Genomic DNA, 24,461 nt, shown 5'->3' on the forward strand with positions numbered 1-24,461 from the left:
TTACCGCATATGAAACGACCTCCAATTTGATGGTTAATTCTTCTCTAGAATTAATCTATCATGAAAATTAGCACCTAAATTATTTCACTTATGAAACTAACCACTTGTCCAAAAAATTGGACAAAACCATTGCTGTTTACCAGTAAATGGACATTAATGGGCTTTACATGCCTGTCGTTATTTGTGTATCCTGAGCATACATTTGCGCGAATAAATAGCGACGTAATTTCTTTTCAGGAAGAAATTGAAATTAAGGGGAAAATTACTGACAAGAATGGTGCTCCCATCGCTGGGGTATCCATTACCATCAAGGGCAAAAGCATCAGTACATCAACAGATGCCAATGGAAATTTCACTTTCCGAGTTCCAAGAAATTCCGTTTTGGTATTGACTTCAATGGGGTACAGCTCAATTGAGCATGTCGTATTGAATTCCAATCCAATCAATTTGACGATGACAGAGTCCAATGAGGAATTGGATGAGGTCGTTGTAATCGGTTATGGAACGCAAAGCCGTAAGGAGACGACCGGAAGTTTAACATCTGTAAAAGGGGATGATGTGGGGAACTTGCCCGTTCAGAGTTTTGATGCTTCCTTGGCCGGTAGATCATCTGGGGTTCAAGTGAATACCAGTTCAGGTGTTCTGAATCAAGCTCCAGTGTTCAAGATTAGAGGAACTAACTCTCTATCATTAAGTACCTATCCTTTGGTCGTGATCGATGGGGTTCCAGCCTTCAATGATAATGACGATTCAGGACCAAGTTATGCGGCTTCCAATCCATTATCTGCAATCAATCCAGCCGATATTGAGAGTATAGATATCGCTAAGGATGCTGCTGCAACCAGTATTTATGGTTCGCGAGCTGCCAACGGGGTGGTATTTATCACTACTAAAAAAGGGAAAAGAGGTTCTGCCAAAGTTAATTATGAAGGTTGGTTGGGTTATACAACCGCTAACCGTTTGCCGGAGTTGTTGAATGCTGCCCAATATGTGGAAATCAAGAACGAAGCATTGAGGAACGACGGGACCTTTAATGACACTAAAAACTTTTACGGGTTGAGTAAGGATGCTAATGGAAATACCATTGACACGCGCTGGTATGATTACATCTATCAAACCGGAACTTCCCATTCACATAACATCAATATTTCTGGAGCAACAGAGAAAACCAATTATTTTGGTTCTGCAGCATATACCGATCAAGAGGGTATCTTCCAGAAAAATGGTTTCAATAGAAAGTCAGCGATGTTCAATATTGACAATACGACTACCGATTGGTTAAAGTTGGGCGTTAAGTTGAACTATGTCAATGAAAACAACTTGGCGGCAATGTCTACCGGTGCAGGTGGGCAAGGTGGTTTTCAGTCTTCTTCATCTTCTGGTGCGATGGCGCGGTTAGCATTGATTTCAGCGCCTATCATCGGTCCGTATAACAATGACGGAAGTTTTAACGTGACTTCAAATGGTTTCTTGGGATTAATGGACAATACAGGACATTTGAATCAATCAAGACTAGGTTTCTACAATCCAGTGATTTCATTGCTGAACAATTATTCAAATAATACAGGAAATAATGTGCAATCCAATGCCTATGTGCAGATTAAACCCTTGAAATGGATTACCTATAAATCTGTTTATGGTATCGATTATAGAAACGTAGATTATAACAATTATTATTCACCACTTTCGGGAGAAGGATTAGCTAGCAACGGTTCTGCAAGTAGTGTAAGTTCGAAACGCCAGCGTTGGGTTTGGACAAATACATTGACATTCGACCGGAACTATGATAAACATAGCTTTAATCTATTGTTAGGTCAAGAACAACAAAGAACGACAGGTTCTATGTTTGGTTTGCAAAGAACTGGCCAGACGGATCCATACTACACTAATATACAGGGTGGTTGGCAAAACGTTTTTGACTATAGAACTGATAACCAAGAAATCAATAACTATCTGTTCTCCTTGTTTTCCCGTTTGCAATATGACTATCAAAAGAAGTACTTCTTTACTGCCAACTTAAGACAGGATGAATATTCTGCTTTAGGACTGAACAATAAGAAAGGTACATTTTGGGGAGTTTCCGGTGGATGGGACATTGCTAAGGAAGCTTTTTGGTCAGCGAGTTCATGGGGACAAAAGATCAATGCCTTTAAGTTGAGAAGCAGTTATGGTAAAGTGGGTAATGTGGGTGGACTTGGAGACTTTGGAGCGATCAATACTTATTCTGCCACCTTATATGGAGGTCAACCGGGTTTAACCTATTCGGTAACTGGAAACCCTGACCTTAAATGGGAAACCAGTAAGAAATTTGATATAGGGTTGGATTTTGCCTTATTCAATTCAGCTATCACAGGGGAGATCGGTTATTACAAAAACTCTATCGACGGTTTGATCTTCGCGGTGCCACTACCTCCTTCAGTTGGTATTCCTAATGGTACTTCAAACAGTATTCTGCAGAACGTTGGTGAAATGTATAATAGAGGCTTTGAATTTACTATTGGAGGTGCTCCAGTCCGTAAAGAGGATTTCAGATGGAATAGCTCATTTAACCTAACTACCAACCATAATGAAGTATTGACATTGGCGAATGGCGTGCCGAGTATCATTTCAGGTTCTTTGGATGGGATGACGATTACTTTACCTGGACAACCTGCCGGTATGCTCTATGCTATTGAAACTGCTGGTGTGGACCCTGAGACAGGAAGAAGGATCTTCATTGATGGCGATGGCAAGAAAGTATTCTATCAACAGAATGTTTCAGGGATCAATGCTGTCAAATACCAATGGGAATATGAGGATGGCACCAGAGCTAGAGCTATTACTCCGTCTGATGATGCTAAACCATATAAACCAACCGCTCCTAAGTTGTTTGGGGGATGGACCAACAGCTTTAACTATAAAGGTGTTGACCTGACAGTGTTATTGACCTACCAATTGGGGGGTTATATGATGAATGGTAACCAAGGAACTATGCGTGACCTACGGTTCTGGAACAATTCAGCGGATATGATGCGTAGATGGCAGAATCCAGGGGACCAGACCGATATTCCAAGGGTTGTAAATAACGACAATGTGTCCAATGGTAATACATTGCCTTTAATACATAATATTTCTTCGACAGATTACTTGCGCTTAAAGAATGTGATGCTTTCATACACGATACCAAATACTTTGGTGAGCAAAATGAAGCTGAATAACATTCGTGTTTATGTCAGTGGCCAAAACCTAGCATTATGGACCAAGTACACTGGGTATGACCCAGATGTTACTACCAATGGTAACAATGCAATCAGACAAGGTATTGACAAGAACCAAGCACCAAATGCAAGGACATTCACATTTGGATTAAACGTTGGATTTTAAGGACAATTAAAAACTTATCACAATGAAATCGAGTAAATCTATCATATTATGTGCAACTGGACTGACCTTATTATTTAGCAGTTGTAGGAAAGAAGAGTGGTTGAATCCACAACCCAAAACATTGATCACCGATGTTACCGCGTTTAGTACACCAGAGCGTATTCTGAGTCAAGTTAATGGCTTGTATGCAAGCATGAAGGCTTCAAGCTACCTAGGGAGTTGGTACATATTGATTTCTGATGTCAGGACGGGTGAATTTCACTGTAGCAACATGAATGCTGCTACGGGTGCCACCATGTATTCCATGTTACCCCAGACCACAACCTCCGATGTCAATGATATTTGGGTGGCGACCTATGCAACAATCAACAAACTGAACGTTTTCTTGGATGGCTTAGATAATGGTGGTGATGCGGTATTGGATGCTGCCACAGCAAATAGCTACCGTGCAGAGGCACGACTGATCCGCGGCATGACCTATTATTATCTTTTGCAATTTTATGCAAGGCCATATTGGGATGGCAATGGTAGCAAACCAGGACTTCCGCTCCGTTTGAAAGGAAATACAGGACCAGGGAATTATGATTTGGAGCGAAGTACTGTTGCAGATACCTATAAACAAGTATTGGCAGACTTGGATTTTGCTGAACAAAACCTGCCAGCGAATTATACCTCAGCGTTCCTAAATACTACCAGAGCTCATAAAAACACGGCCATTGCTCTAAAAACGAGAGTTTACCTGAGCATGAGGGATTATGCCAAGGTAATCGCTGAAGCAAATAAGATTGTTCCTGCTTCAGCACCTTTCAGTGCAGGAACTGGGGTAGCCAATAAATTGGAAGGTAATTTTGAAGATCTCTTTAAGTCTCCTTACACTTCTTCGGAGTCGATTTTTTCAATGCCATTTACAAATAATGATGCTCCCGGAAGTGCCCTGTCCAGATATTATTTGCCAGGTACAGGTGACGGCGGTACATCTACCAGTAATGGTGCTGGTGAATATTCCCTGAATAAAGTGGAGGGAATCTATGCTTCAGCGGAATGGTTGGGTACTGATGCCCGAAGGAAATTGACCAAAACAGGAACAAAGACGGGGAAAGCATGGTTAACGAAGTTTAATCAAGCATCTCCTTATATCGATTATGTTCCAGTAATCCGATATTCTGAGGTTTTGTTGAACCTTTCGGAGGCTTTGGCTAGATCCTCCAATACCGTAGATGCCCGCTCATTAGCATTATTGAATGCGGTATATGGCCGCTCAAATCAAGGGGTATCCCTAACTGCAGGGTCATTTGCCAATGTAACCGCATATTTAAATAGAATCATCGAAGAACGTAGGATAGAATTCCTAGGTGAAGGAATCCGTAATGGTGACTTGATGCGTTTGGGATTAACCATTCCAGCGAAATCACAGCATGCCATTGCTGCCGTGCCGACTGATGATCCTGCTTATATTCTACCGATTCCAAGTAATGAATTGATATTGAATAATTTAATGGATAATAACTAAAATAAATAATGTATGAATGATTATAAAATTAAGACGATTAGTTTCATAGCTTTCATGTTCATCTTTGGAGATCTATGGGCGCAGAGTTTAGCGCCCGTAATCCCAAGGGGGCCGCAATACAGTAAAAACAAGGCCATCGAAACATTGAAACTTGATACGTCAGTAGTGTCTAACAATTCAGCCATCATTCCTGAAGTGGTAGAAACCAAGCATGTAGCCAAACTGAGGTCTGGTAGTATTGAGTATAAAGCCCAGTCAGGCTATATACAGTTGAAAGATGAAGACGGCAATCCCAAAGGGAATGTTTTCTTTATCGCGTATGTTGCAACCAACCGGAAAGACCGGCCGGTTACTTTTGCATTTAATGGAGGTCCAGGTTCGGCCTCTGTTTGGGTTAATATGGGATTCATGGGGCCTAAGCGACCTAATTTGACGGAAGCTGGAGATGCCGTTTATCCATATAGCTACGGAGATAATCCGGAGACCTGGTTGGATAAGACGGATCTTGTATTCATTGATCCGATCTCTACAGGTTACAGCCGTGCTGTAAAAGGGGAAGATCCCAAACAGTTTCATGGTTTTGTGGAGGATGTGCAGTCGGTAGCCGACTTCATCAGGTTGTATGTAACCAAGAATGAACGCTGGAATTCCAAGAAGTATATCATGGGCGAAAGTTATGGTACGCCAAGGGCAGCCGGTCTTGTTCAATATTTACAGAACCGATACAGTATGTATTTTGATGGAGTCATTATGTTGAGTTCTATATTAAATATGCAGACGGCAAGGTTTGAGATCGGGAATGACCTGCCTTATCATCTGTTTTTGCCTACCTATACGGCAACAGCCTATTACCATAAACAATTAGAACCTAGCTTACAGAGCAACCTGAGAGCGACATTGGATGAAGTTGAGAAATTTGCTAACAACGAATATATCTTGGCACTGAATAAAGGAACTGATTTAACAGAGCAAGAATATGATCAGATCGCGACTAAATTGGCTAGGTATACCGGTTTGAGCAAAGCCTATATCAAAGAGACCAACCTTAGGATCAACATCCATAAATTCTGTAAAGAATTGAGGCGCGATGAAGGATTGACGGTGGGAAGGCTTGATAGCCGTGCTATTGGTCGAGACTATGATGATTCGGGCGATCGTTTCGAATTTGATCCAGCAGGAAATACAGCAGGTACCTTTTCTTCGGCAATGAATCATTATATTAGGACCGAACTTAAATTCAAGAATGAACTGCCTTATGATTTTTCCGGTGGGGTATCCCCATGGAACTACAATAATGTTCAGAATAAATATTTAAATGCTTCAGAGCTATTGAGGCAAGCCATGTCTAAGAATCCTGACCTAAAGGTTTGGGTAATTGGTGGTTATTATGATTTGGCAACGCCTTATCATGCTGCTGAGTATGTTATGAAACATATGAATTTAAGGCCAGAACAGAAATCGAAAGTATCATTTACCTATTATGAGGCAGGTCACATGGTGTACATGCCGAAGGATTGCATGGTACAGCTAAATAAAGATGCAGATGAATTTTACAAGAAAAACTAACCGAAATTATTTGAAAGCAGGATTTTTCATTGCTTTCTTGGCAGGTTCAACCATGACCCATGCCCAAGAGGCAATCAAGTATCAATTACCTCCTCAATCCATCGTTGATCTTGTGGATGCCCCACAGATACCAATGGAGGAGTTCAGTCCAGATGGACGGTACATGTTGGTACTGGAAGTTCCAGGTTTTCAAACCATCATTCAAGCTTCACAACCTGTATTAGGTGTTGCCGGCTTGAGGATCAATCCCATTAGTAATACCACTGTAGCAGAGAATCTGGGGACATTCAAAGGTCTGAAGATTCGTGATTTGAGCAATGGCTCAGAGTTCAGCATCCAAGGGCTACCTCAGGACTTACAGATTGCCGATGTAAAATGGTCATCCAAACCTGGTGTATTTGCCTTTTTGAATAAATCATTAGAGGATACGGAACTATGGCTTGCCGACCTGAACAGTAAAACAGCTAAAAAGTTGTTGAGCAAGGTCAATGACACCTACGGAAGTACCTTTCAATGGAATGGAGATGGAACAGCTTTGCTTGCCCAGCAAGTGAACAGCTCAAGAGGATCTGTTCCTGTCCAAAATCCTGTGCCTACAGGTCCTGTAGTGCAGGAAAACCTTGGCGGAATCACCCCTTCAAGAACTTATCAGAACCTATTGGCAAATGGATACGATGAGACCCTAATGGAATATTACCTGACTTCAGACCTTATCGAGGTCGATCTTCAGGGGAATGCCAAGCCTATTGGCATTAAAGGCATCTTTAAATCTGTTTCCTATTCTCCAGATGGGAAATATATCCTGACAGAAAAGGTCGTAAAGCCCTATTCTTACTTGGTTCCCATCTATCTGTTTCCGGCAGAAGTGACCGTTTATTCTTCTACTGGATCAAAAGTAAAAGATATCTATACCATCCCATTAGCGGATAAAATGCCGATTTCATTTGATGCGGTATTGGAAGGCCCTCGAGATTTCGAATGGCGAAAAGATAAGGATGCTTCCTTGGTTTATGTGAAGGCATTAGATAAAGGCGATCCTAATATGAAGACCGAGGTCCGTGATGAATTATTTGAAATCGGAGCGCCATTTGATCTTTCTTCTTCAAATAAGATATTCTCAGGGACCTATCGCGTTAGGGATATTCAATGGGGAGATGGAGTGGCTATCGTTTCAGAAAACTGGCGAAAGGACCGGTCCTCAAAATTGACATTAATCAACCCGACGACCAATCAGGTAGTTAAAGTGCTTTCAACCCGCAAGTCTGAGGATACCTATACCGATCCAGGAAGCTTTGTAAAAAATGAAAAAGGACAGTTGCTGACAGATGGCAAAGGTTCTGTTTTCACGCAAGGATTAGGAGCTTCTCCAGAAGGAGATCGCCCATTCCTGATGAAATGGAATGTTCAGAATGGTAAACAGGATACCTTATACAAATCTAAACGTGGCTATTATGAAGAACCGATTTTCTTCAACAATACCGGAGTACTGTATGTCTCTAGGGAATCTGCAAAAGATGCTCCGAATGTCTATTCGGTAAATATCAAGAACAAGAAGGAAACGAAGATTACCAATTTTGCAGATCCATACCCAAGTATTGCAAATGTTCAGAAAACCTTATTGTCTTACCCAAGAAAAGACGGATTGAACCTTTCAGGAACGCTATATGTGCCGGCGGATTTCAAAAAAGGCGATGCTCCATTACCTGTTTTGGTATGGGCATACCCGCGTGAATTTAAGACCAAAGAGGCTGCGGGACAGGTAAAAGGATCACCAAATAGGTTCCCACGCTTGGCCTTCCGATCTCCGGTTTACTGGGTGACCCAAGGATACGCAGTCGTGGATCAAGCTGATATGCCAATCGTTGGTGAAGGGACTTCTGAACCTAACGACACCTTTGTTGAGCAGATCAAGGATAATGCAAGTGCATTGATAGAGCATATTGTAGGTCTAGGTGTGGCTGACCGCAACAGAATTGGAGTTGGTGGCCACTCTTACGGAGCCTTTATGACGGCCAATTTATTGGCACATACTGATTTGTTTGCCGCTGGTATTGCCAGAAGTGGAGCCTATAATAGAACTTTGACTCCATTTGGATTCCAAGGCGAGGCAAGGACCTATTGGCAAGCCAAAGACACTTATGATGCCATGTCGCCATTTACCTATGCACCACAGATCAAGAGACCATTATTGATGACACATGGTATGGACGATGAGAACTCAGGGACATTCCCTATACAGAGCGAGCGTCTTTATGCAGCGATTAAAGGGCATGGTGGAATCGTGCGTTTGGTGATGTTGCCTAAGGAGTTCCATGGCTACAGAAGTAGGGAAGGAGTCCTTCATACCTTCTGGGAACAACATCAATGGCTAGAGAAATATGTAAAAAAAACAACAAAAAATGATTAAGAATACCATAAAATCGATTCTGGTAGCCTTATTGATTGGGCAGTTCAACTATGGAACGGCGCAACAGGTTACCAATCCGAAAACACATTTTGGATTCAATATCGGTGATGACTATATGCTTGCCAACTACAAACAGATGGAAAGCTATTTTTTAAAAGTTGCCAAAGAATCCAACAGAGTACTCATACAGGACGGGGGACTAACAGAAGAGGGCAGGAGACAACACCTGATCATTATCTCTTCTCCTGAGAACCTGAAGAACATTGAAAAATACCGTAAGATATCCCAAACCTTAGGTCGTGCCGAAGGAATCACTGAAGCCGAAGCGAAGGAGCTTTCCCTGGCAGGAAAACCTGTGGTATGGATTGATGGAGGTATGCACTCCAATGAGATGGTTGGATCGCATCAATTAATTGAAACCTTCTATCAGTTGACCAACCGGAATGATGCTGAAATCAACAATTACTTGGATAAAGTGGTGGTCCTGATGTGGCATGTCAATCCAGACGGTCAGGATCTATTGGCAGATTGGTATATGCAATACGATGACAAAGAAAAGCGTAACATGTCCATTCCTACCTTGTACCAAAAATATGTAGGTCATGATAACAACCGTGATTTCTTTATGTTCAACATGAAGGAAGCGAGTAACCTGGCCAAGGTAGTCTATGTAGATTGGTTGCCGCAGATCATCTATAACCATCACCAAACCTCTCCAGATGGCACTATTGTCGCTGGTCCGCCATATCGTGATCCATTCAACCATGTATTCGATCCATTATTGGTGACCGGAATTGATGGTGTTGGATTTGCAATGATCAACCGCCTTAATGAAGAAGATAAACCTGGCTATGTCCGCATGGATCAATCTGGATTTTCTACTTGGTGGAATGGAGGATTGAGAACTGCTCCATATTTCCATAACATGATCGGTATCTTGACCGAAATTACAGGACATCCAACCCCTTCAGAGATTCCATTGGTAGCAGAAAGGCAGATCCCTAGAAATGGCTTGCCTTTCCCTATTGCACCTCAAAAGTGGAATTTCAAGAAATCAATTGACTATTCCGTCTCGATGAACTTCGCCATCCTAGATTATGCTGCGCGTAATGGCGATAAATTATTGTACAATATCTACAAGATGGGTAAAAACTCCATTGACCGAGGGAATGAGGATTACTGGACAAAATACCCTAAATATGCCGAGTCCATTGAGAAAACCTATGATGCAGATGTAGCGGCAGGTAAGGTGAAGAAAGAAGAAAGCAATACTTTCTACCGTTCAAAAACCATCCCTAAAAGCTATTATGATGCTATTTTCGCTGATAAGTCTAAACGCGACCCAAGGGCTTTCATATTATCGGCCGATCAAGAAGATTTCGGAACTGCCGTTAAATTTGTGAATACCTTGATCAAATCCGGAGTATATGTTTATCAAGCGAACGCTGACTTTAGTGTGAATGGAAAGAACTATCCAAAGGGTTCCATCGTTGTCAAAACTAATCAAGCCTTCAGGCCGCAGGTATTGGATATGTTCGAACCTCAAGATCACCCACACGATGTGGAATATGAGGGAGGGCCTCCAATCCGTCCGTATGATGCAGCAGGCTGGACCTTGGCTATGCAAATGGGTGTAGAATACGATAAAGTATATGATGATTTTAATGCGCCTTTACAGAAAAAAGAAACAGGTGTTCTGTTGAGCCCATTGGCTAGAGAGGTTGCCTCTTCAAAAGGTGGATATCTGATCAATGGAAAAGCAAATGATGCTTATTTGGCGATCAACCAACTATTGAAAGCTGGCGTGAAAGTATTCCGTGACCTTGATTCAAAAGATTTCTATGTAGATGCAAAAGCAGCAGCTAAGGTGAAAGAATTTGGTGCTAGCTTAGGCTTGGAAAGCAAAGCGGTTTCGAGCAAGCCAAAACAATTGAAACCAGTTGAAGCCATCAAGATCGGTTTATTTGACCATTATGGTGGTAGCATGCCTTCAGGTTGGGTAAGATGGATGTTGGAGCAATATGGATTTGACTACAAATTATTCTACCCACAAGATATTGACAACAGTAGCATTAAAGATTATGATGTGCTGTTGTTCGTAGGTCAGGGTATTCCGGCGTTTGGTTCCAATGCTTCAGGCCGTTCGGTAGACGCAAGCATCGTTCCGGATCAATATAAACACATGTTGGGTTCAGTAACAGCTGCCAAGTCCATCCCTGTGCTTAAATCCTTCGTAGAAAATGGAGGACAGATCGTAACTATTGGTTCTTCCTCAGAACTTGTTTACCATTTTAACCTTCCGGTTGAAAATCCATTGATGGAAATGGGCAAGGATGGCAAGAAAGTGAAGTTGTCCAGTGTGAAGTTTTATGTTCCTACGAGTATTTTAAAAGCTGAAGCGGATATCAGTAAGCCTGAGAACTACGGATTGGATAAAGACCTGAACATTGTGTTCAATAACAGTCCGGTCTTTAAGTTCCAGAATTCGGACAATCTGTATTCATTAGGATCCATTAACTCTGATCATTCGCTATTGAGTGGTTGGGCCCATGGACAGCAATATTTAAAGGATGTCAATATTGGATTGGTATCCAAGATTGGAAAAGGGAAATTAGTGGCCATTGGTCCTGAGATCACGAACAGGGCACAAAGCCATGGAACATTCAAAATGTTATTTAATCAACTATACCGATAAAAATAAAGGGAGCGAAAGCTCCCTTTTATTATTTATTGTAGTTCATCTCTATTTTCAGGAATCTTCCTGTTTCAGAGTTTTTCTGTTTGATCAATTCCTCCGGTGTACCTTGGAAAAGGACTTTTCCACCGTTTTTACCACCTTCAGGCCCCATATCAATGACCCAATCGGCCGCTTTGATGACATCTAGGTTATGCTCAATGATCAGAACCGTATTACCTCGGTCAACCAAGCGATTGATTACTCCCAGCAATACATTGACGTCCTCGAAATGTAGCCCTGTCGTTGGTTCATCCAATATATAGAAGGTCTTTCCGGTATCTTTTTTAGAAAGTTCCGTTGCCAATTTTACCCTTTGGGCCTCGCCACCAGAAAGGGTTGTCGATGATTGTCCCAAGGTAATATAGCCTAGACCTACATCCTGTAGGGTCTTTATTTTCCGATAGATGGAGGGGATATTTTCGAAGAAGGTTACCGCTTCATCGATGCTCATGTCCAGTACATCTGAAATGGATTTTCCACGATATCTGACCTCTAAAGTCTCTCGGTTATAGCGCTTTCCGTTACAGGTTTCACAGGGAACCTGAACATCAGGCAAAAAGTTCATCTCAATGATCTTCATCCCTGCACCTTGACAGGTTTCACATCTTCCGCCCTTCACGTTGAAGGAAAAGCGTCCAGGTTTGTAACCCCTGATCTTCGCTTCTGGTAACTGTACATATAAAGCACGGATATCGGAGAATACACCGGTATAAGTGGAAGGGTTTGACCTTGGCGTCCTCCCGATTGGAGACTGATCGATTTCAATCACCTTATCGATGTTTTCCAAGCCTTCGATTTTTGTGTAAGGTAGCGGTTTAGCTTTTGCCCTAAAGAAATGGTGGTTCAAGATTGGGTATAGGGTGTTGGTGATCAAACTAGACTTGCCAGAGCCCGATACGCCCGTTACAAGCACCAATTCTCCTAAAGGGATATCTATGCTCACATTCTTTAAGTTGTGGCCTGTGGCGCCCTTTAAAGTAAGTGTATGGCCGTTTCCTTTTCTTCTTTCATCAGGTATCTTGATTTCTCGGGTACCATTCAGATAATCCGTCGTTAAGGTATTTTCCTTCATCAATTGTTTCGGGGTACCTTGGGCCACGACTTTCCCTCCGTGAACTCCCGCAGCCGGTCCCATATCGATGACATAATCCGAATGTAGTATCATGTCCTTGTCATGCTCCACGACCAAAATGGAGTTACCGATATCGCGAAGATTTTTAAGAGCATTGATCAAGCGTTCATTATCACGTTGGTGCAGACCGATACTCGGCTCATCCAAGATATAAAGTACATTGACCAATTGTGAACCGATCTGTGTGGCAAGGCGGATACGTTGTGCCTCTCCACCGGATAAGCTTTTGGAGCTGCGGTTTAAGGTCAGGTAATTTAGGCCTACATCCAACAGGAATCCAATCCTGGTCTTGATTTCCTTGATGATTTCCGTGGCAATGATGTTCTGTCTTTCCGAAAGCCTGTCTTCAACAGCATCAAACCATTCATTCAAGGCTACAATATCCATTTCTGCCAATTCCGAAATGTTCTTATCAGCAACTTTGATATGTAGCGATTCTTTTTTCAAGCGCGCTCCATGGCATTCTGGACAAACAACCTGTGTACGGAATTCATCCAAGCCCTGTGCGTCATCGCTGTATTTTGCGCTCATTTCCTCCAACATCTTGAAGATGCCGGCGAATTGTACCTTATATTCCCTGGCTCCATAAGAACCGTAGGAAACCGTTAAGCTTATCGGTTCCTCTTCTCCAAAAAGAAGGTTGTCGATCAGTTCCTCGGATAGCTTGTCGATAGGGGTCGTTAAAGAAAAATCATATTTCTTGGCCACTGCTTTCAGTACCGCAAAGTTCCAGGAGTCTTTTACCGGTCCCAATGGGATTATTCCGCCTTTTTGTATGCTTTGGCTTCTATCAGGGATAACGATCTTTTTGTCGATTTCATAGATATATCCCAAACCATCACATTTAGGACAGGCTCCATAAGGGGAGTTAAAGGAAAAAGTGTTAGGTTGCGGTTCATCATAGGAAATCCCAGATTCCGCATCCATTAAATATCGACTGAAAAATTGCTCCTTATTTTCTTTATTGGCAATCTTGATGATCCCTTTGGCAGTTTTTAAGGCTTGGCCAATGGAGGTAAAGAGTCTTTTCCTTGATTCCTTCTCCACAATGATCCGATCCACGACAATCTCGATATCATGGATTTTATAACGGTCGACCTGCATTTTAGGAGCTATATCCAATATTTCTCCATCCACACGTACCTTGGTATAGCCCTGTTTCCTGATTTGTTCAAAAAGTTCGCGGTAATGACCTTTACGGCCCTTCACCACAGGGGCTAGTACATAGATGCCTTCACCATTGAATTCATTGAGGATACGGTCTGTGATTTCGTCATCAGACATGCGTTCCATCTTTTTGCCGGTCACATAAGAGTAGGCTTCCCCGATCCTTGCATATAGCAATCTCAGGAAGTCATATATTTCTGTTATGGTTCCTACGGTCGATCTTGGGTTTTTGGAAGTGGTTTTTTGTTCAATCGAAATAACGGGACTCAGGCCAGAGATTTTGTCTACGTCCGGTCTTTCCATTCCTCCCAAAAATTGGCGGCTGTAGGCAGAGAAAGTCTCCATATACCGTCTTTGTCCTTCGGCATAGATCGTGTCAAAAGCCAACGAAGATTTACCGCTGCCACTTAATCCCGTGATAACGACAAGTTGGTTTCTTGGAAATGATACATCGATGTTTTTAAGGTTGTGTACGCGGGCACCAAATACTTCTAATTCGCTTTGATCCCCAAGGTCTACTGCTTTTTTTACGGCCATTAATCTCTCCTTTTAGCAAAATGCAAAGTTACAGATTTTTAGCTAAGGATTTTTATTTGCTCAACCCTAATCTACTATTAGGCAGGATTATTGAAAAGTATTACCTTTAAACTACAAAGCACATCAACTTGAAAAAACTAGACGTAAATAAATCGGAGCGCGAAATCATTGAACAGGCATTGGAGCATTGGGAAAAGGAGCAGTTGCTATCGCAGGAAAAGTCTGAGGAATTAAAGGGAAATTTAGATGATAAAGGCTTTGAATGGGGGATGTTGGCTAGGTATGCCTTTTGGATAGCCTTGGCCTCATTGATATTCTCCGTGGTTTCCTTGTTTTCCGATGGTTATCTATCCGACTTGGTGGAGAAATTTTACGAGACCCCGAATGTAATATTCTGTTTAGGTTTTGCAGGATTGGCTGTTTTGTTCTATATCCTAGGTTTTCGGAATAAGTCGAAAAACCCAGAAAAGAACTTTTCAAATGAGACCTTGATGCTTGCTGGCGCATTCTCTACAGCAGCTAGCATCGGATTTTTAGGGCAGGTCCTGGACCGGAATGAAAACCATTTCACCCTGCTATTCCTCCTTTCCATCATTATTTACGGAATCCTTTCAGTCAAGCTTACCTCAAAATTGCTTTGGGTTTTTACCTTAGTGGCCCTCGGGATTTGGTTTGCAACGGAAACAGCGTACCATAGCAATTGGGGATTTAAGTTCTGGGGGATGAATTACCCCTTAAGGTTTACCATTTTTGGGATTATTCTAACTGCTTTTGCTGTATTGCTACAGCCTAAAATAAAGCCATTGGCCGTATTCGGGTCCACTTCCTTTGTGGTTGGTCTGCTCTACACCATGATCGCCCTTTGGTTGCTTTCCATATTTGGCAACTATAGTGATTTCGACAAATGGTCCAGTGTCAGGCAATATGAGATTTTTTACTGGGGGCTTTTAGGGATTGCCATTTCCCTGGGCTTGGCCACCTATGGCATGAAAACCAAGGACCATATCTCGCGTGATATTGGTTTCGTATTCTTTATCCTGAACCTGTATACCCGGTTTGTGGAGTATCTGTGGGATAATATCAATAGAACGATATTCTTTTTGTTATTGGCGGTTTCCTTTTGGTTTGTTGGCCGTTGGGCCGAAAGTATCTGGAAGAAAAAGGAATGAGGTATTAATACTTTACCCCATTTTCCTTTAAGAAATTCACTGCAATTTTCTCATGTTCGATCAAAGGTTTCAACTCAGAATCCATGAGGGAAGAAGCAACAGAAACAAAGAATTTATTGATCGATGGAATCAAGGTCTCAGAAATAAGCTGTACCCTTTCCATATGAAATTCAGAGGTGATAATGATCAATAAGTCTGGTTTTATTTCTTCGATTGTCTTTTGTGAAAGGGAAAAATCTTCAATAGTGTTCTTTGAAGGGATCCCGGGCAGAAAACGGTCGGGATTAATGCCTTTGAGGCTCAAGAAATTTTGAGCATAATACGTATGTGGTTTGTCCGTAATATTAAAGTGGTCGCCTTGGCCACCCGTACATAAGATCAAAGCGGATTCGTTATTGATGGCTAAATCATATGCTCTATATAGCCTATCGAGTGCTATAGCCGAAAGGTGTCCGTACTCGTCATTAGGCGCGCCCAACACCATGATTATTGTTTTCATGAACAAATGAATTAATTACCCAAAACTATAAAAAAGGATATAAATAAAGTAAGGTTTAATAATTATTTCTTGGAATTTAAAATATTAACCAATCTAGTTTTACATTCTAATTATAATAAAAATTTATAACAACTGGAATTGATGTATCCACGGTAATTTACGAAAAATATTAAAAAAGGACAAATTGGTCTTAAATATGAGGTTACAGAAAAAAAGAGGTCGGAATTTTGTTCCGACCTCTTTCAACTCCATCAGGAGTTATTATTTTTAAAATCTTATAAGTGGATTACTTCACCGTACGCATCAGCAACAGCTTCCATAATAGCTTCACTCATGGTTGGGTGAGGGTGAACCGATTTAATGATCTCATGGCCAGTAGACTCTAATTTACGAGCTACAACCACTTCAGCGATCATTTCAGTTACGTTAGCACCAATTAAGTGAGCACCTAAGAATTCACCATATTTAGCATCGAAGATTACTTTTACGAAACCATCTTTTGCACCTGCGGCAGAAGCCTTTCCAGAAGCGGAGAATGGGAATTTACCCACTTTGATTTCATAACCAGCATCTTTAGCAGCTTTTTCAGTGAATCCTACGGACGCAACTTCTGGTGAACAGTAAGTACATCCAGGAATGTTGTTGTAATCGATAGGGTCAACATGTAAACCTTTGATTTTTTCCACACAGGTGATACCTTCAGCAGATGCCACGTGCGCTAGAGCTTGACCTTTCACGATATCACCGATTGCATATACACCGTCGATATTCGTTTTGTAGAAGTCATCAACAAGGACACGTCCTTTATCTGTTTTTACACCAACTTCTTCAAGGCCTAGGTTTTCGATGTTAGGCGTAATACCCACAGCAGAAAGAACCACTTCAGCCTCTAAGGTTTCAGTACCTTTTTCTGTTTTGATGGATACTTTGCATAGATCACCTTTAGTGTCTACTGATTGAACTTCTGATTTCGTAAGGATATTGATACCAGCTTTCTTCAAGGATTTCTCTAATTGTTTAGAGATTTCTTCATCTTCTACAGGCACGATACGGTCCATAAATTCAACGATAGTCACTTTCGTACCGATTGCGTTGTAGAAATATGCAAATTCGACACCGATAGCTCCAGAACCTACGACAACCATAGATTTAGGTTGTTTAGGTAAGTTCATTGCTTGGCGGTAACCGATAATTTTCTTTCCGTCTTGAGGTAGGTTAGGTAATTCTCTGGAGCGAGCACCAGTTGCAAGGATCGTGTGTTTAGCTGTATATTCTTTGGTAGAACCATCTGCAGCTTTCACTTCGATCTTACCAGCTTTTTTAATTTTTGCAGTTCCCATGATCACATCGATCTTGTTCTTTTTCATCAAGAACTGGATCCCTTTGCTCATGCCATCTGCTACACCACGACTTCTTTTTACGATGGCTTCAAAGTCGGCTTCACCACCGTTCACTTTGATTCCATAATCAGCAGCATGATTTAAATATTCGAATACTTGTGCACTTTTCAATAGTGCCTTGGTAGGAATACAGCCCCAGTTAAGGCAAATTCCACCTAATGCGTCACGTTCGATAATGGCAGTTTTGAATCCCAATTGAGCTGCTCTGATGGCGGCTACGTATCCACCTGGACCACTACCGATAACAATAATGTCGTAATTCATAAATATTAATTGTCGTTATGTTTGCAAATACAATTCTTCAAAAATACACATTTTTTATTTAGTCAGGACATATCTTTTCCCCTATGGACTGATTTTTACGCGGTATATGTCATATCGAGGTCAATCCTTTTCCTCGATTTCTTTTCCCTAAAGGATTTCCTTTTCTTTGCGCTGACTAATAGTAATTTATATGTTAAGAATATTTCAGCAAGTTGCCCTTTGGGAGGCAATCTCTACCGTTTTGTTGTTTTTTGTTGCTATGCCATTGAAGTATTTTGGAGGAATTCCAGAAGCCGTGCGTGTTGCCGGATCAATCCATGGTTTCCTCGTTGTACTTTTTGTTATCCTGTTGATTGCCTGCTGGCAAACCTATAACTGGAAAATTGGCCGTGTAGTCAAATATTTCTTCCTTAGCTTGATCCCAATCGTTTCCTTTTGGGTAGAAAAAGATCTTAAAAGAGAGATTACAGCTCAAAAAGCTGCTTAATCCCTTTTCTTGATATCAGACTCGATCCCCATATAGGCGTAGGTAATTTCCGTTTTGCCATGTGGGGTTGGAGTTCCTTCCGAATCTAGGTTGACAAATACCAACTTGTCGATCGAAAGAATCACCATCCTTGTTATTTTATTGCGGACCACGCAGCGCATCGTTAACGAGGTCCTTCCAAAATTGATGGCCTCGATTCCGAGCTCAATGATATCCCCTTGCTTGGCCGAACTGACAAAGTTGATTTCAGAAATGTATTTAGTGACTACATGTGGATTCCCGAGTTGGACGATGGCGTAGATTACCGCTTCTTCATCTATCCAGCGCAATAGAGTTCCTCCGAATAAGGATCCATTAGGGTTTAGGTCCTCGGGTTTGACCCATTTACGAGTATAAAAGTTCATAATACAAATATCTAAAAAAAAAGTTTATTCACTTTCTGAATTTACTCGAAAGATTCAAGGTGTCCTTCGCTCAAATTTTTAAGGGAATGCCAAGTTTAGGGACCTGTCAACTGACTGAAAAATCCGTTTCGCAAACAGTTGATTGGGAGTATATTATTGGGGATTGATTCGAATAAGACCAATAACTCCACTAGATTCAGGGACAAAAAAAGAGGCTACCTGAAAAGATAGCCTCTAGAAATAATATTTTTGATTTTAAGCATGGATCGCTCTATTTGCAGTTGCTGCTAGAGCAGCTTCTTTAAATGCTTCCGTGAAGGTAGGATGAGCGTGGCAGATTCTACCGATATCTTCAGCAGATGCACGGTATTCCATTGCAACAACAGCCTCTGCAATCATATCAGCAGCACGTGGTCCGATCATGTGTACACCTAGGATCTCATCTGTTTCGGCATCAGCCAATACTTTGATGAAACCATCTGTGTCACCTGATGCTTTCGCACGTCCAGACGCTTTGAATGAGAAACTTCCAGCTTTATATTTCTTGCCTTCTTCTTTCAGTTGTTCTTCAGTTTTACCTACAGACGCAACCTCAGGCCATGTATAAACTACTCCAGGGATCAAGTTGTAGTCGATATGTGGTTTTTGACCAGCAATACGTTCAGCAACATAGATACCTTCATCTTCAGCTTTGTGAGCCAGCATAGCACCTTTGATCACATCACCGATGGCATATACACCAGCAACTGATGTTTCCAAATGCTCGTTTACAGGAACTTTATTTCCTCTTTCTTCAGTTTTGATGCCGATATTTTCAAGGCCTAGACCTTCTGTATACGCTGTTCTACCAACCGCTACGATACAGTAATCGCCTTGTAATTCTACCGCTTGGCCTTTAGCATCTTCCGCTGTAACCGTTACGTTCTTACCTTTTACTGTTGCACCGGTAACCTTGTGGCTCATAAAGAATTCTACGCCTAGATTTTTCTTCAGTACACGTTGTAATTCTTTGCCTAGTCCGGCATCCATGGTAGGGATGATAGATTTGGCATATTCAACAACGGATACTTTAGCGCCTAAACGGGCATATACAGAACCCAGCTCCAATCCGATAACACCGCCACCGATAACGATTAAGTGTTTAGGGACTTCAGTAAGGTTTAATGCTTCAGTCGAAGTAATGATACGTTTTTTGTCAACAGGAAGGAAAGGTAATGCTGAAGGTTTGGAGCCCGAAGCGATAATTACGTTTTTCGCGCTTAACTCTTCTACTTTACCATCTGCAGCAGTCACTTTAATGGTGTTTTTGTCAACGAATGAACCTACGCCTTGGAAGCTGTCAATTTTGTTTTTCTTGAATAAGAAGGTAATACCAGCAGTATTTTGGTCAATAACACTGTTCTTTCTGTCGATCATTTTTTTCATGTCGACTTTCAGGTTACTTAAGCTAATGCCGTGTTGTTCAAAATTGTGAGCAGCATTGTGGTAATGTTCTGATGAATCCAACAATGCTTTGGATGGGATACATCCAACATTAAGACAGGTTCCTCCAAATGTGCTGTATTTTTCAATTACGGCAGTTTTTAAGCCTAATTGAGCACAACGGATAGCGGCAACATAACCACCTGGACCACTTCCGATTACGATTACGTCGTATTGCATAGAGATTTTTCTTTGTTTACGAGGCAAATTTACTATTTAAATGCATATTAAGCGAAGATTAATAGGATTAAAAATTGGGTGTATTTTGTAATTAGACGGAGAGATTACAAAAGGAAAGCAAGGTTACACTGATGGATTCTGATTCTGAGCATGAAGCGAGGAATATGTTGTCTTTAAAAAAATTGAATGTCGTCCTTGACCGAAGGTTAAGGAACTGTTCGTATGCTGGAGTAATGGATGGTTTTGGAAGAAAAAGGTAAGTATTGGAGAACAGTTCCTGTTTGCTTCGCAAAAGGATGACAGCGATTTTGAGGAGCGAGGTACTGTTCGTATGCTGGAGTAATGGATGGTTTTTGGAAGAAGAAGGTAAGTATTGGCGTACAGTTCCTCTTTGCTTCGCAAAAGGATGACAGTGACATGGAGAGGCGAGGAACTGTTCGTATGCTGAAGCAATTGTTGGGTTTTGGATGGAGAAGGTGAGTATTGGTGTACAGTTCCTCTTTGCTTCGCAAAAGGATGACAGCGACAGGGAGAGGCGAGGAACTGTTCGTATGCTGGAGCAAAGGTTGGGTTTTGGGTGGAGAAGGTAAGTAATGGTGTACAGTTCCTCTTTGCTTCGCAAAAGGATGACAGCGATAGCGAGTGGAAAAACGTACAGATTTCTCGCTATTCGCTCAGAATGAAATTTATTGAAATTCAATAAAAAACATAAACTTTACATGGTTGGAACGAAGGCTTAATAGTAAAATGCTTATTTGTAAAAAAATTAATATATAGTGTATTACGTTTATATTCTAACAAATTCCAATCGAACTGTCCTTTATGTAGGTGTAACTAATGATTTAAAAGTTCGATTAACTTATCACAAATCACCAACCCTATCTCAAAATTCCTTTACCAACAGGTATAAAGTGTATTTTCTAATTTATTTTGAGACCTTTTCTCATGTTTTGGACGCAATAACTCGAGAGAAGGAAATTAAGGGATGGTCAAGAAAACGAAAAGAGGAATTAATTAACACTCAAAACAAAGAATGGAAATTTTTAAATGACACAATTTAGAGCAGGATTCTGATTCTGAGCGAGGAATCTGTAGCCATAAAAAAAAGAATGTCGTCCTTGACCGAAGGTTAAGGAACTGTTCGTATGCTGGAGTAATGGATGGTTTTTGGGTGACAAAGGTGAGTATTTGCGTACAGTTCCTCTTTGCTTCGCAAAAGGATGACAGCGACAGGGAGTGGAAAAGCGTACAGATTTCTCGCTATTCGCTCAGAGCTGAATACAGGGGGATAAAAATATAAAAGGCTCCAATTTGGAGCCTTTTATATATGTTCTTTTACTTTGATTATTCAGCAACGATTTGACCATGCATAATTCCAAAGTGACCAGGGAAGCTACATAGGTAAGGATAAACTCCTTTTTCCAATGTAAACGTGATTTTGTCTTCTTGACCTGGACCTAATAATTTCGTGTGTGCAACAATTGAAGAAAGAGCTGATTTAGGGATATACTCGTTATCCGCTGCAGCCGTAGCTTCACCACCGAAAGTAGCAACATCAACACCTGGTTTCAATACAACCAAGTTGTGTCCCATTGATTCAACAGGCATAGAACCTACGTTTTTCAAAGTCAATTCTACTGGTTCACCAGCTTTAACACGGATTAATGTAGTATTGAATTGCATTTGATCATTAGCTTCAACTGTCCATTGGTTTGACAATGTTACATTCTCAATACCTTCTACAGTTGTAGTAGATGCAGTTTCAGTAGCTTCAGGTTCAGTTGTAGTGGTTTCGGTTGAAGCGCCTTCTTCTTTCTTCTCAGCGTTATTGCCACAAGAAGTAATTCCAATTGCTAAAACTAGCGCTGGAATAATAAATAATTTCTTCATAGCTATTTTTAATAAATTTTATACGAATTTAACATAAATTATTGATTTAAACGAGGATTAAATCATTGTGAAGTCAATTTTGGGTTTTTATTTTTGTTGGTGACCTGTATTATTTTCTGATATAATTCTATTGGGTCGAAAGGTTTTCCAATAACACCGTCGGCTCCGGCTTGGAATGCAGCTGCTTGTTCATGTTCTAAAACCGATGCTGAAATGGTAATGATCGGTATGCCATGTTTTTCAGGGATTATATGGTTTTTGATTTCCTTGATGGCCTCAAATCCACTCATGATTGGCATGTGCGTATCCATTAAGATTAGGTCGTACTGCTCGTTCTCTACTTTTTCAAGGGCTAGTCTACCGTTCTTAACGATATCCACAGCACAGTTCCAGCTCCGTAACATATGGGCCAGCATAAAAGAGTTGAGCTCATTGTCTTCAGCCACCAGAACTTTCATCTCTTCAAATTTTGGAAAACTGTTGTAGGTCGGTACTTCTTTTTCCTTCTCGACCTCACTTTGGGCTGATTCTTCAAACCAACCTTCAAAATAGAATTCAGAACCTTCCCCATAAATACTTTTGGCTCCCACATCGCCGTTCAAAAGCTTTGCTAACCGCTTCACGATCGCTAATCCTAAACCCGTTCCGCCGAATTTTTTGGTGATACCATCATCAGCCTGTTCAAAGGCCATAAAGATCTTGTCGACGGAATCTTCACGGATGCCGATACCAGAGTCTTTAACGGAAAACTTAAGCCTAAAGCGTTCGTAATCTTTATTGACAACCTTTACAGAAAGCTGTATGGAGCCTTTTTCGGTGAACTTAAGACTGTTCGATACAAAGTTGCTGATGATCTGTTGCAACCTCAATGAATCGTAATGTATGTATTGAGGGACATCTTCGTCCACTTCGATATGGAATTTCAGGTTCTTATGGGTTGCCTTGATCTTGAATATCCTATTGATATCCTCGATCATTTTGGTGAGACTGAAATCCTCAAATTCAATCTTTAACATCCCTGAATCGATCTTAGACAGATCGAGGATGTCATTGATGATAAGCAATAGGGAATGAGAAGCATTGTCCAGCCTTTTTAACCAATCTTTTTGTTCAACGGTGAGTTCCGAACTCTTGAACATGTGCATGATCCCCATAATCCCATTAATGGGAGTCCGGATTTCATGGCTCATATTGGCCAGGAATATCTCTTTGGATTTTCTGGCTTGAATTGCCTCTTCACGTGTTTTGAGCAGTTCAATCTTGGATTCCTCCAATTCCTTATTCTTTTGGATAAGTTCTTGTTGGATCAAGATCTGTTGAACGAATGACTTAACCTTTGCTATGGTAATCTCTGGGTTCAGCGGTTTATATAAATAATCTACTGCGCCGCTTTCCAAACCTTTCAATAGGTATTTGTCTTCCTTAGAAATAGCGGTGACCATGATTGCCATGATATGGCTAGTCTTGGGGTTAGATTTTAAAAGGGATACGAATTCGAATCCATTTATTTCTGGCATCTGTACATCGACCAGGGCAATTGAGATATCATCCTTCCAACAGATTTTCAGGGCTTCATTAGGGTCTGTAGAGCTCACGATGTTGACATGGTCAACTTCCTGAAGCAGCGCATGCAGACTGATGATGTTTTCTTCCTTATCATCCAATATCAGAATATTGATCGTTTTCATAGGTGACATTACTTTAATTGACTGAAATAATCTACGATATGTTGATTTGAAATGACTTGCACTTTTTTAGAGACCTGTGTTCCAGCCAAGGGCATGGTGTCAATAATGGCTTCTTTGGGGTCTTGGACATAACATGCTGCACCTTGATCAACCATGGCCTTCAGGCCGGATGATCCATCGTTGTTGGCTCCTGAAAGAAGAAAAGCAGTCGCATCCTTGTTGTAAACAGCCGCTACAGAGTCGAAAAACACATCGATAGAAGGTCTTGAAAACTGTACGGGGTCTGAAATGTCCAAGGAAAATATATAATCTGGTTCTACCAGTGTATGGTAGCCCGGGGGAGCGAAATAAATATGGTTTTCCAAAATAGGCAGTTTATCACGTACCGAAATAACATTCCGGTTCAATCTTTTAGATAAACTCGTTTCGATTTTAGTTTCGTATTTCGAATTTCTATGCAATACAATGACAATAGCATCGGCAAATTTGCTGGGCAGATGATCGAGGATCTCCACGATCAATTCATAAGCGCCTGCAGAGCCACCAATTACTATGATATGTTTTGCCAGGTTTTCCATT

16 protein-coding genes are annotated in these 24,461 nt (G+C 41.2%); 8 read left to right on the plus strand and 8 right to left on the minus strand.

Annotated elements, in window-relative coordinates; translation table 11 throughout:
- Positions 1-90 precede the first annotated feature (90 nt).
- Genes ACWIB3_RS01755 through ACWIB3_RS01775 form a run of 5 tightly spaced genes read left to right on the plus strand, consistent with a single transcriptional unit; the run spans position 91 to position 11,541 of the window.
- Positions 91-3,363: a SusC/RagA family TonB-linked outer membrane protein gene (locus tag ACWIB3_RS01755; protein WP_454290727.1), complete on the plus strand. Its 3,273-nt coding sequence runs from the start codon at positions 91-93 to the stop codon at positions 3,361-3,363.
- Between the two features lie 22 nt (positions 3,364-3,385).
- Positions 3,386-4,873: a RagB/SusD family nutrient uptake outer membrane protein gene (locus ACWIB3_RS01760; RefSeq protein WP_454290728.1), complete on the plus strand. Its 1,488-nt coding sequence runs from the start codon at positions 3,386-3,388 to the stop codon at positions 4,871-4,873.
- Between the two features lie 12 nt (positions 4,874-4,885).
- A complete protein-coding gene (locus ACWIB3_RS01765; protein WP_214648380.1) occupies positions 4,886-6,439 on the plus strand; it encodes a S10 family peptidase in 1,554 nt (517 codons plus the stop codon).
- Entirely contained in the window at positions 6,417-8,846 is a 2,430-nt protein-coding gene (locus ACWIB3_RS01770; protein WP_454290729.1) for an alpha/beta hydrolase family protein, read from the plus strand. Before ACWIB3_RS01765 ends, ACWIB3_RS01770 begins: the two co-directional genes overlap by 23 nt.
- On the plus strand, positions 8,839-11,541 hold the full coding sequence (locus tag ACWIB3_RS01775) for a M14 family metallopeptidase (RefSeq protein WP_454290730.1): 2,703 nt from the start codon (positions 8,839-8,841) through the stop codon (positions 11,539-11,541). Before ACWIB3_RS01770 ends, ACWIB3_RS01775 begins: the two co-directional genes overlap by 8 nt.
- Positions 11,542-11,569: 28 nt before the next feature.
- Here ACWIB3_RS01775 and uvrA read toward each other — a convergent pair whose 3' ends face one another.
- Positions 11,570-14,419 carry an excinuclease ABC subunit UvrA gene (gene uvrA, locus ACWIB3_RS01780; RefSeq protein WP_254526468.1) on the minus strand — a complete coding sequence of 950 codons (2,850 nt, stop codon included), beginning with the start codon at positions 14,417-14,419 and terminating at the stop codon, positions 11,570-11,572.
- Between the two features lie 128 nt (positions 14,420-14,547).
- On the opposite strand from uvrA, the gene ACWIB3_RS01785 reads away from it, so the two are divergent.
- Positions 14,548-15,588 carry a DUF2157 domain-containing protein gene (locus ACWIB3_RS01785; protein WP_454290731.1) on the plus strand — a complete coding sequence of 347 codons (1,041 nt, stop codon included), beginning with the start codon at positions 14,548-14,550 and terminating at the stop codon, positions 15,586-15,588.
- Positions 15,589-15,592: 4 nt separating this feature from the next.
- Here the strand turns inward: ACWIB3_RS01785 and ACWIB3_RS01790 are convergent, their stop codons facing one another.
- Both ACWIB3_RS01790 and lpdA (ACWIB3_RS01795) read right to left on the minus strand, forming a co-directional pair.
- Positions 15,593-16,087, minus strand: a complete 495-nt coding sequence (locus ACWIB3_RS01790) for a YdcF family protein (RefSeq protein ID WP_185211203.1) — start codon at positions 16,085-16,087, stop codon at positions 15,593-15,595.
- 275 nt (positions 16,088-16,362) lie between these two features.
- The gene (gene lpdA / locus ACWIB3_RS01795; RefSeq protein WP_185211201.1) at positions 16,363-17,751 is read right to left on the minus strand and encodes a dihydrolipoyl dehydrogenase; all 1,389 of its coding nucleotides are present in this window, start codon (positions 17,749-17,751) and stop codon (positions 16,363-16,365) included.
- A gap of 190 nt (positions 17,752-17,941) precedes the next feature.
- Here lpdA (ACWIB3_RS01795) and ACWIB3_RS01800 point away from each other — a divergent pair, with 190 nt between their 5' ends.
- Positions 17,942-18,238, plus strand: a complete 297-nt coding sequence (locus ACWIB3_RS01800; RefSeq protein WP_185211199.1) for a DUF3817 domain-containing protein — start codon at positions 17,942-17,944, stop codon at positions 18,236-18,238.
- Here the strand turns inward: ACWIB3_RS01800 and ACWIB3_RS01805 are convergent.
- Both ACWIB3_RS01805 and lpdA (ACWIB3_RS01810) read right to left on the minus strand, forming a co-directional pair.
- Entirely contained in the window at positions 18,235-18,642 is a 408-nt protein-coding gene (locus ACWIB3_RS01805; RefSeq protein WP_454290732.1) for an acyl-CoA thioesterase, read from the minus strand. The two genes, ACWIB3_RS01800 and ACWIB3_RS01805, sit on opposite strands and share 4 nt — an antisense overlap.
- A 255-nt stretch (positions 18,643-18,897) precedes the next feature.
- Complete coding sequence (lpdA, locus tag ACWIB3_RS01810; protein ID WP_185211197.1) at positions 18,898-20,304, minus strand: dihydrolipoyl dehydrogenase; 1,407 nt, start codon at positions 20,302-20,304, stop codon at positions 18,898-18,900.
- A gap of 776 nt (positions 20,305-21,080) precedes the next feature.
- On the opposite strand from lpdA (ACWIB3_RS01810), the gene ACWIB3_RS01815 reads away from it, so the two are divergent.
- Positions 21,081-21,365 carry a GIY-YIG nuclease family protein gene (locus tag ACWIB3_RS01815; RefSeq protein ID WP_254526464.1) on the plus strand — a complete coding sequence of 95 codons (285 nt, stop codon included), beginning with the start codon at positions 21,081-21,083 and terminating at the stop codon, positions 21,363-21,365.
- Positions 21,366-21,648: 283 nt separating this feature from the next.
- On the opposite strand, the gene ACWIB3_RS01820 is transcribed toward ACWIB3_RS01815, so the two are convergent.
- From ACWIB3_RS01820 to ACWIB3_RS01830, 3 genes are all read right to left on the minus strand, one after another.
- Positions 21,649-22,194, minus strand: a complete 546-nt coding sequence (locus ACWIB3_RS01820; RefSeq protein WP_185211195.1) for a plastocyanin/azurin family copper-binding protein — start codon at positions 22,192-22,194, stop codon at positions 21,649-21,651.
- A 62-nt stretch (positions 22,195-22,256) separates the two neighbouring features.
- Positions 22,257-23,882, minus strand: a complete 1,626-nt coding sequence (locus ACWIB3_RS01825) for a response regulator (RefSeq protein WP_185211193.1) — start codon at positions 23,880-23,882, stop codon at positions 22,257-22,259.
- A gap of 8 nt (positions 23,883-23,890) precedes the next feature.
- Complete coding sequence (locus tag ACWIB3_RS01830) at positions 23,891-24,460, minus strand: chemotaxis protein CheB (protein ID WP_185211191.1); 570 nt, start codon at positions 24,458-24,460, stop codon at positions 23,891-23,893.
- Position 24,461: the final 1 nt, after the last annotated feature.

This window comes from Sphingobacterium sp. NPDC055431, assembly GCF_053644255.1.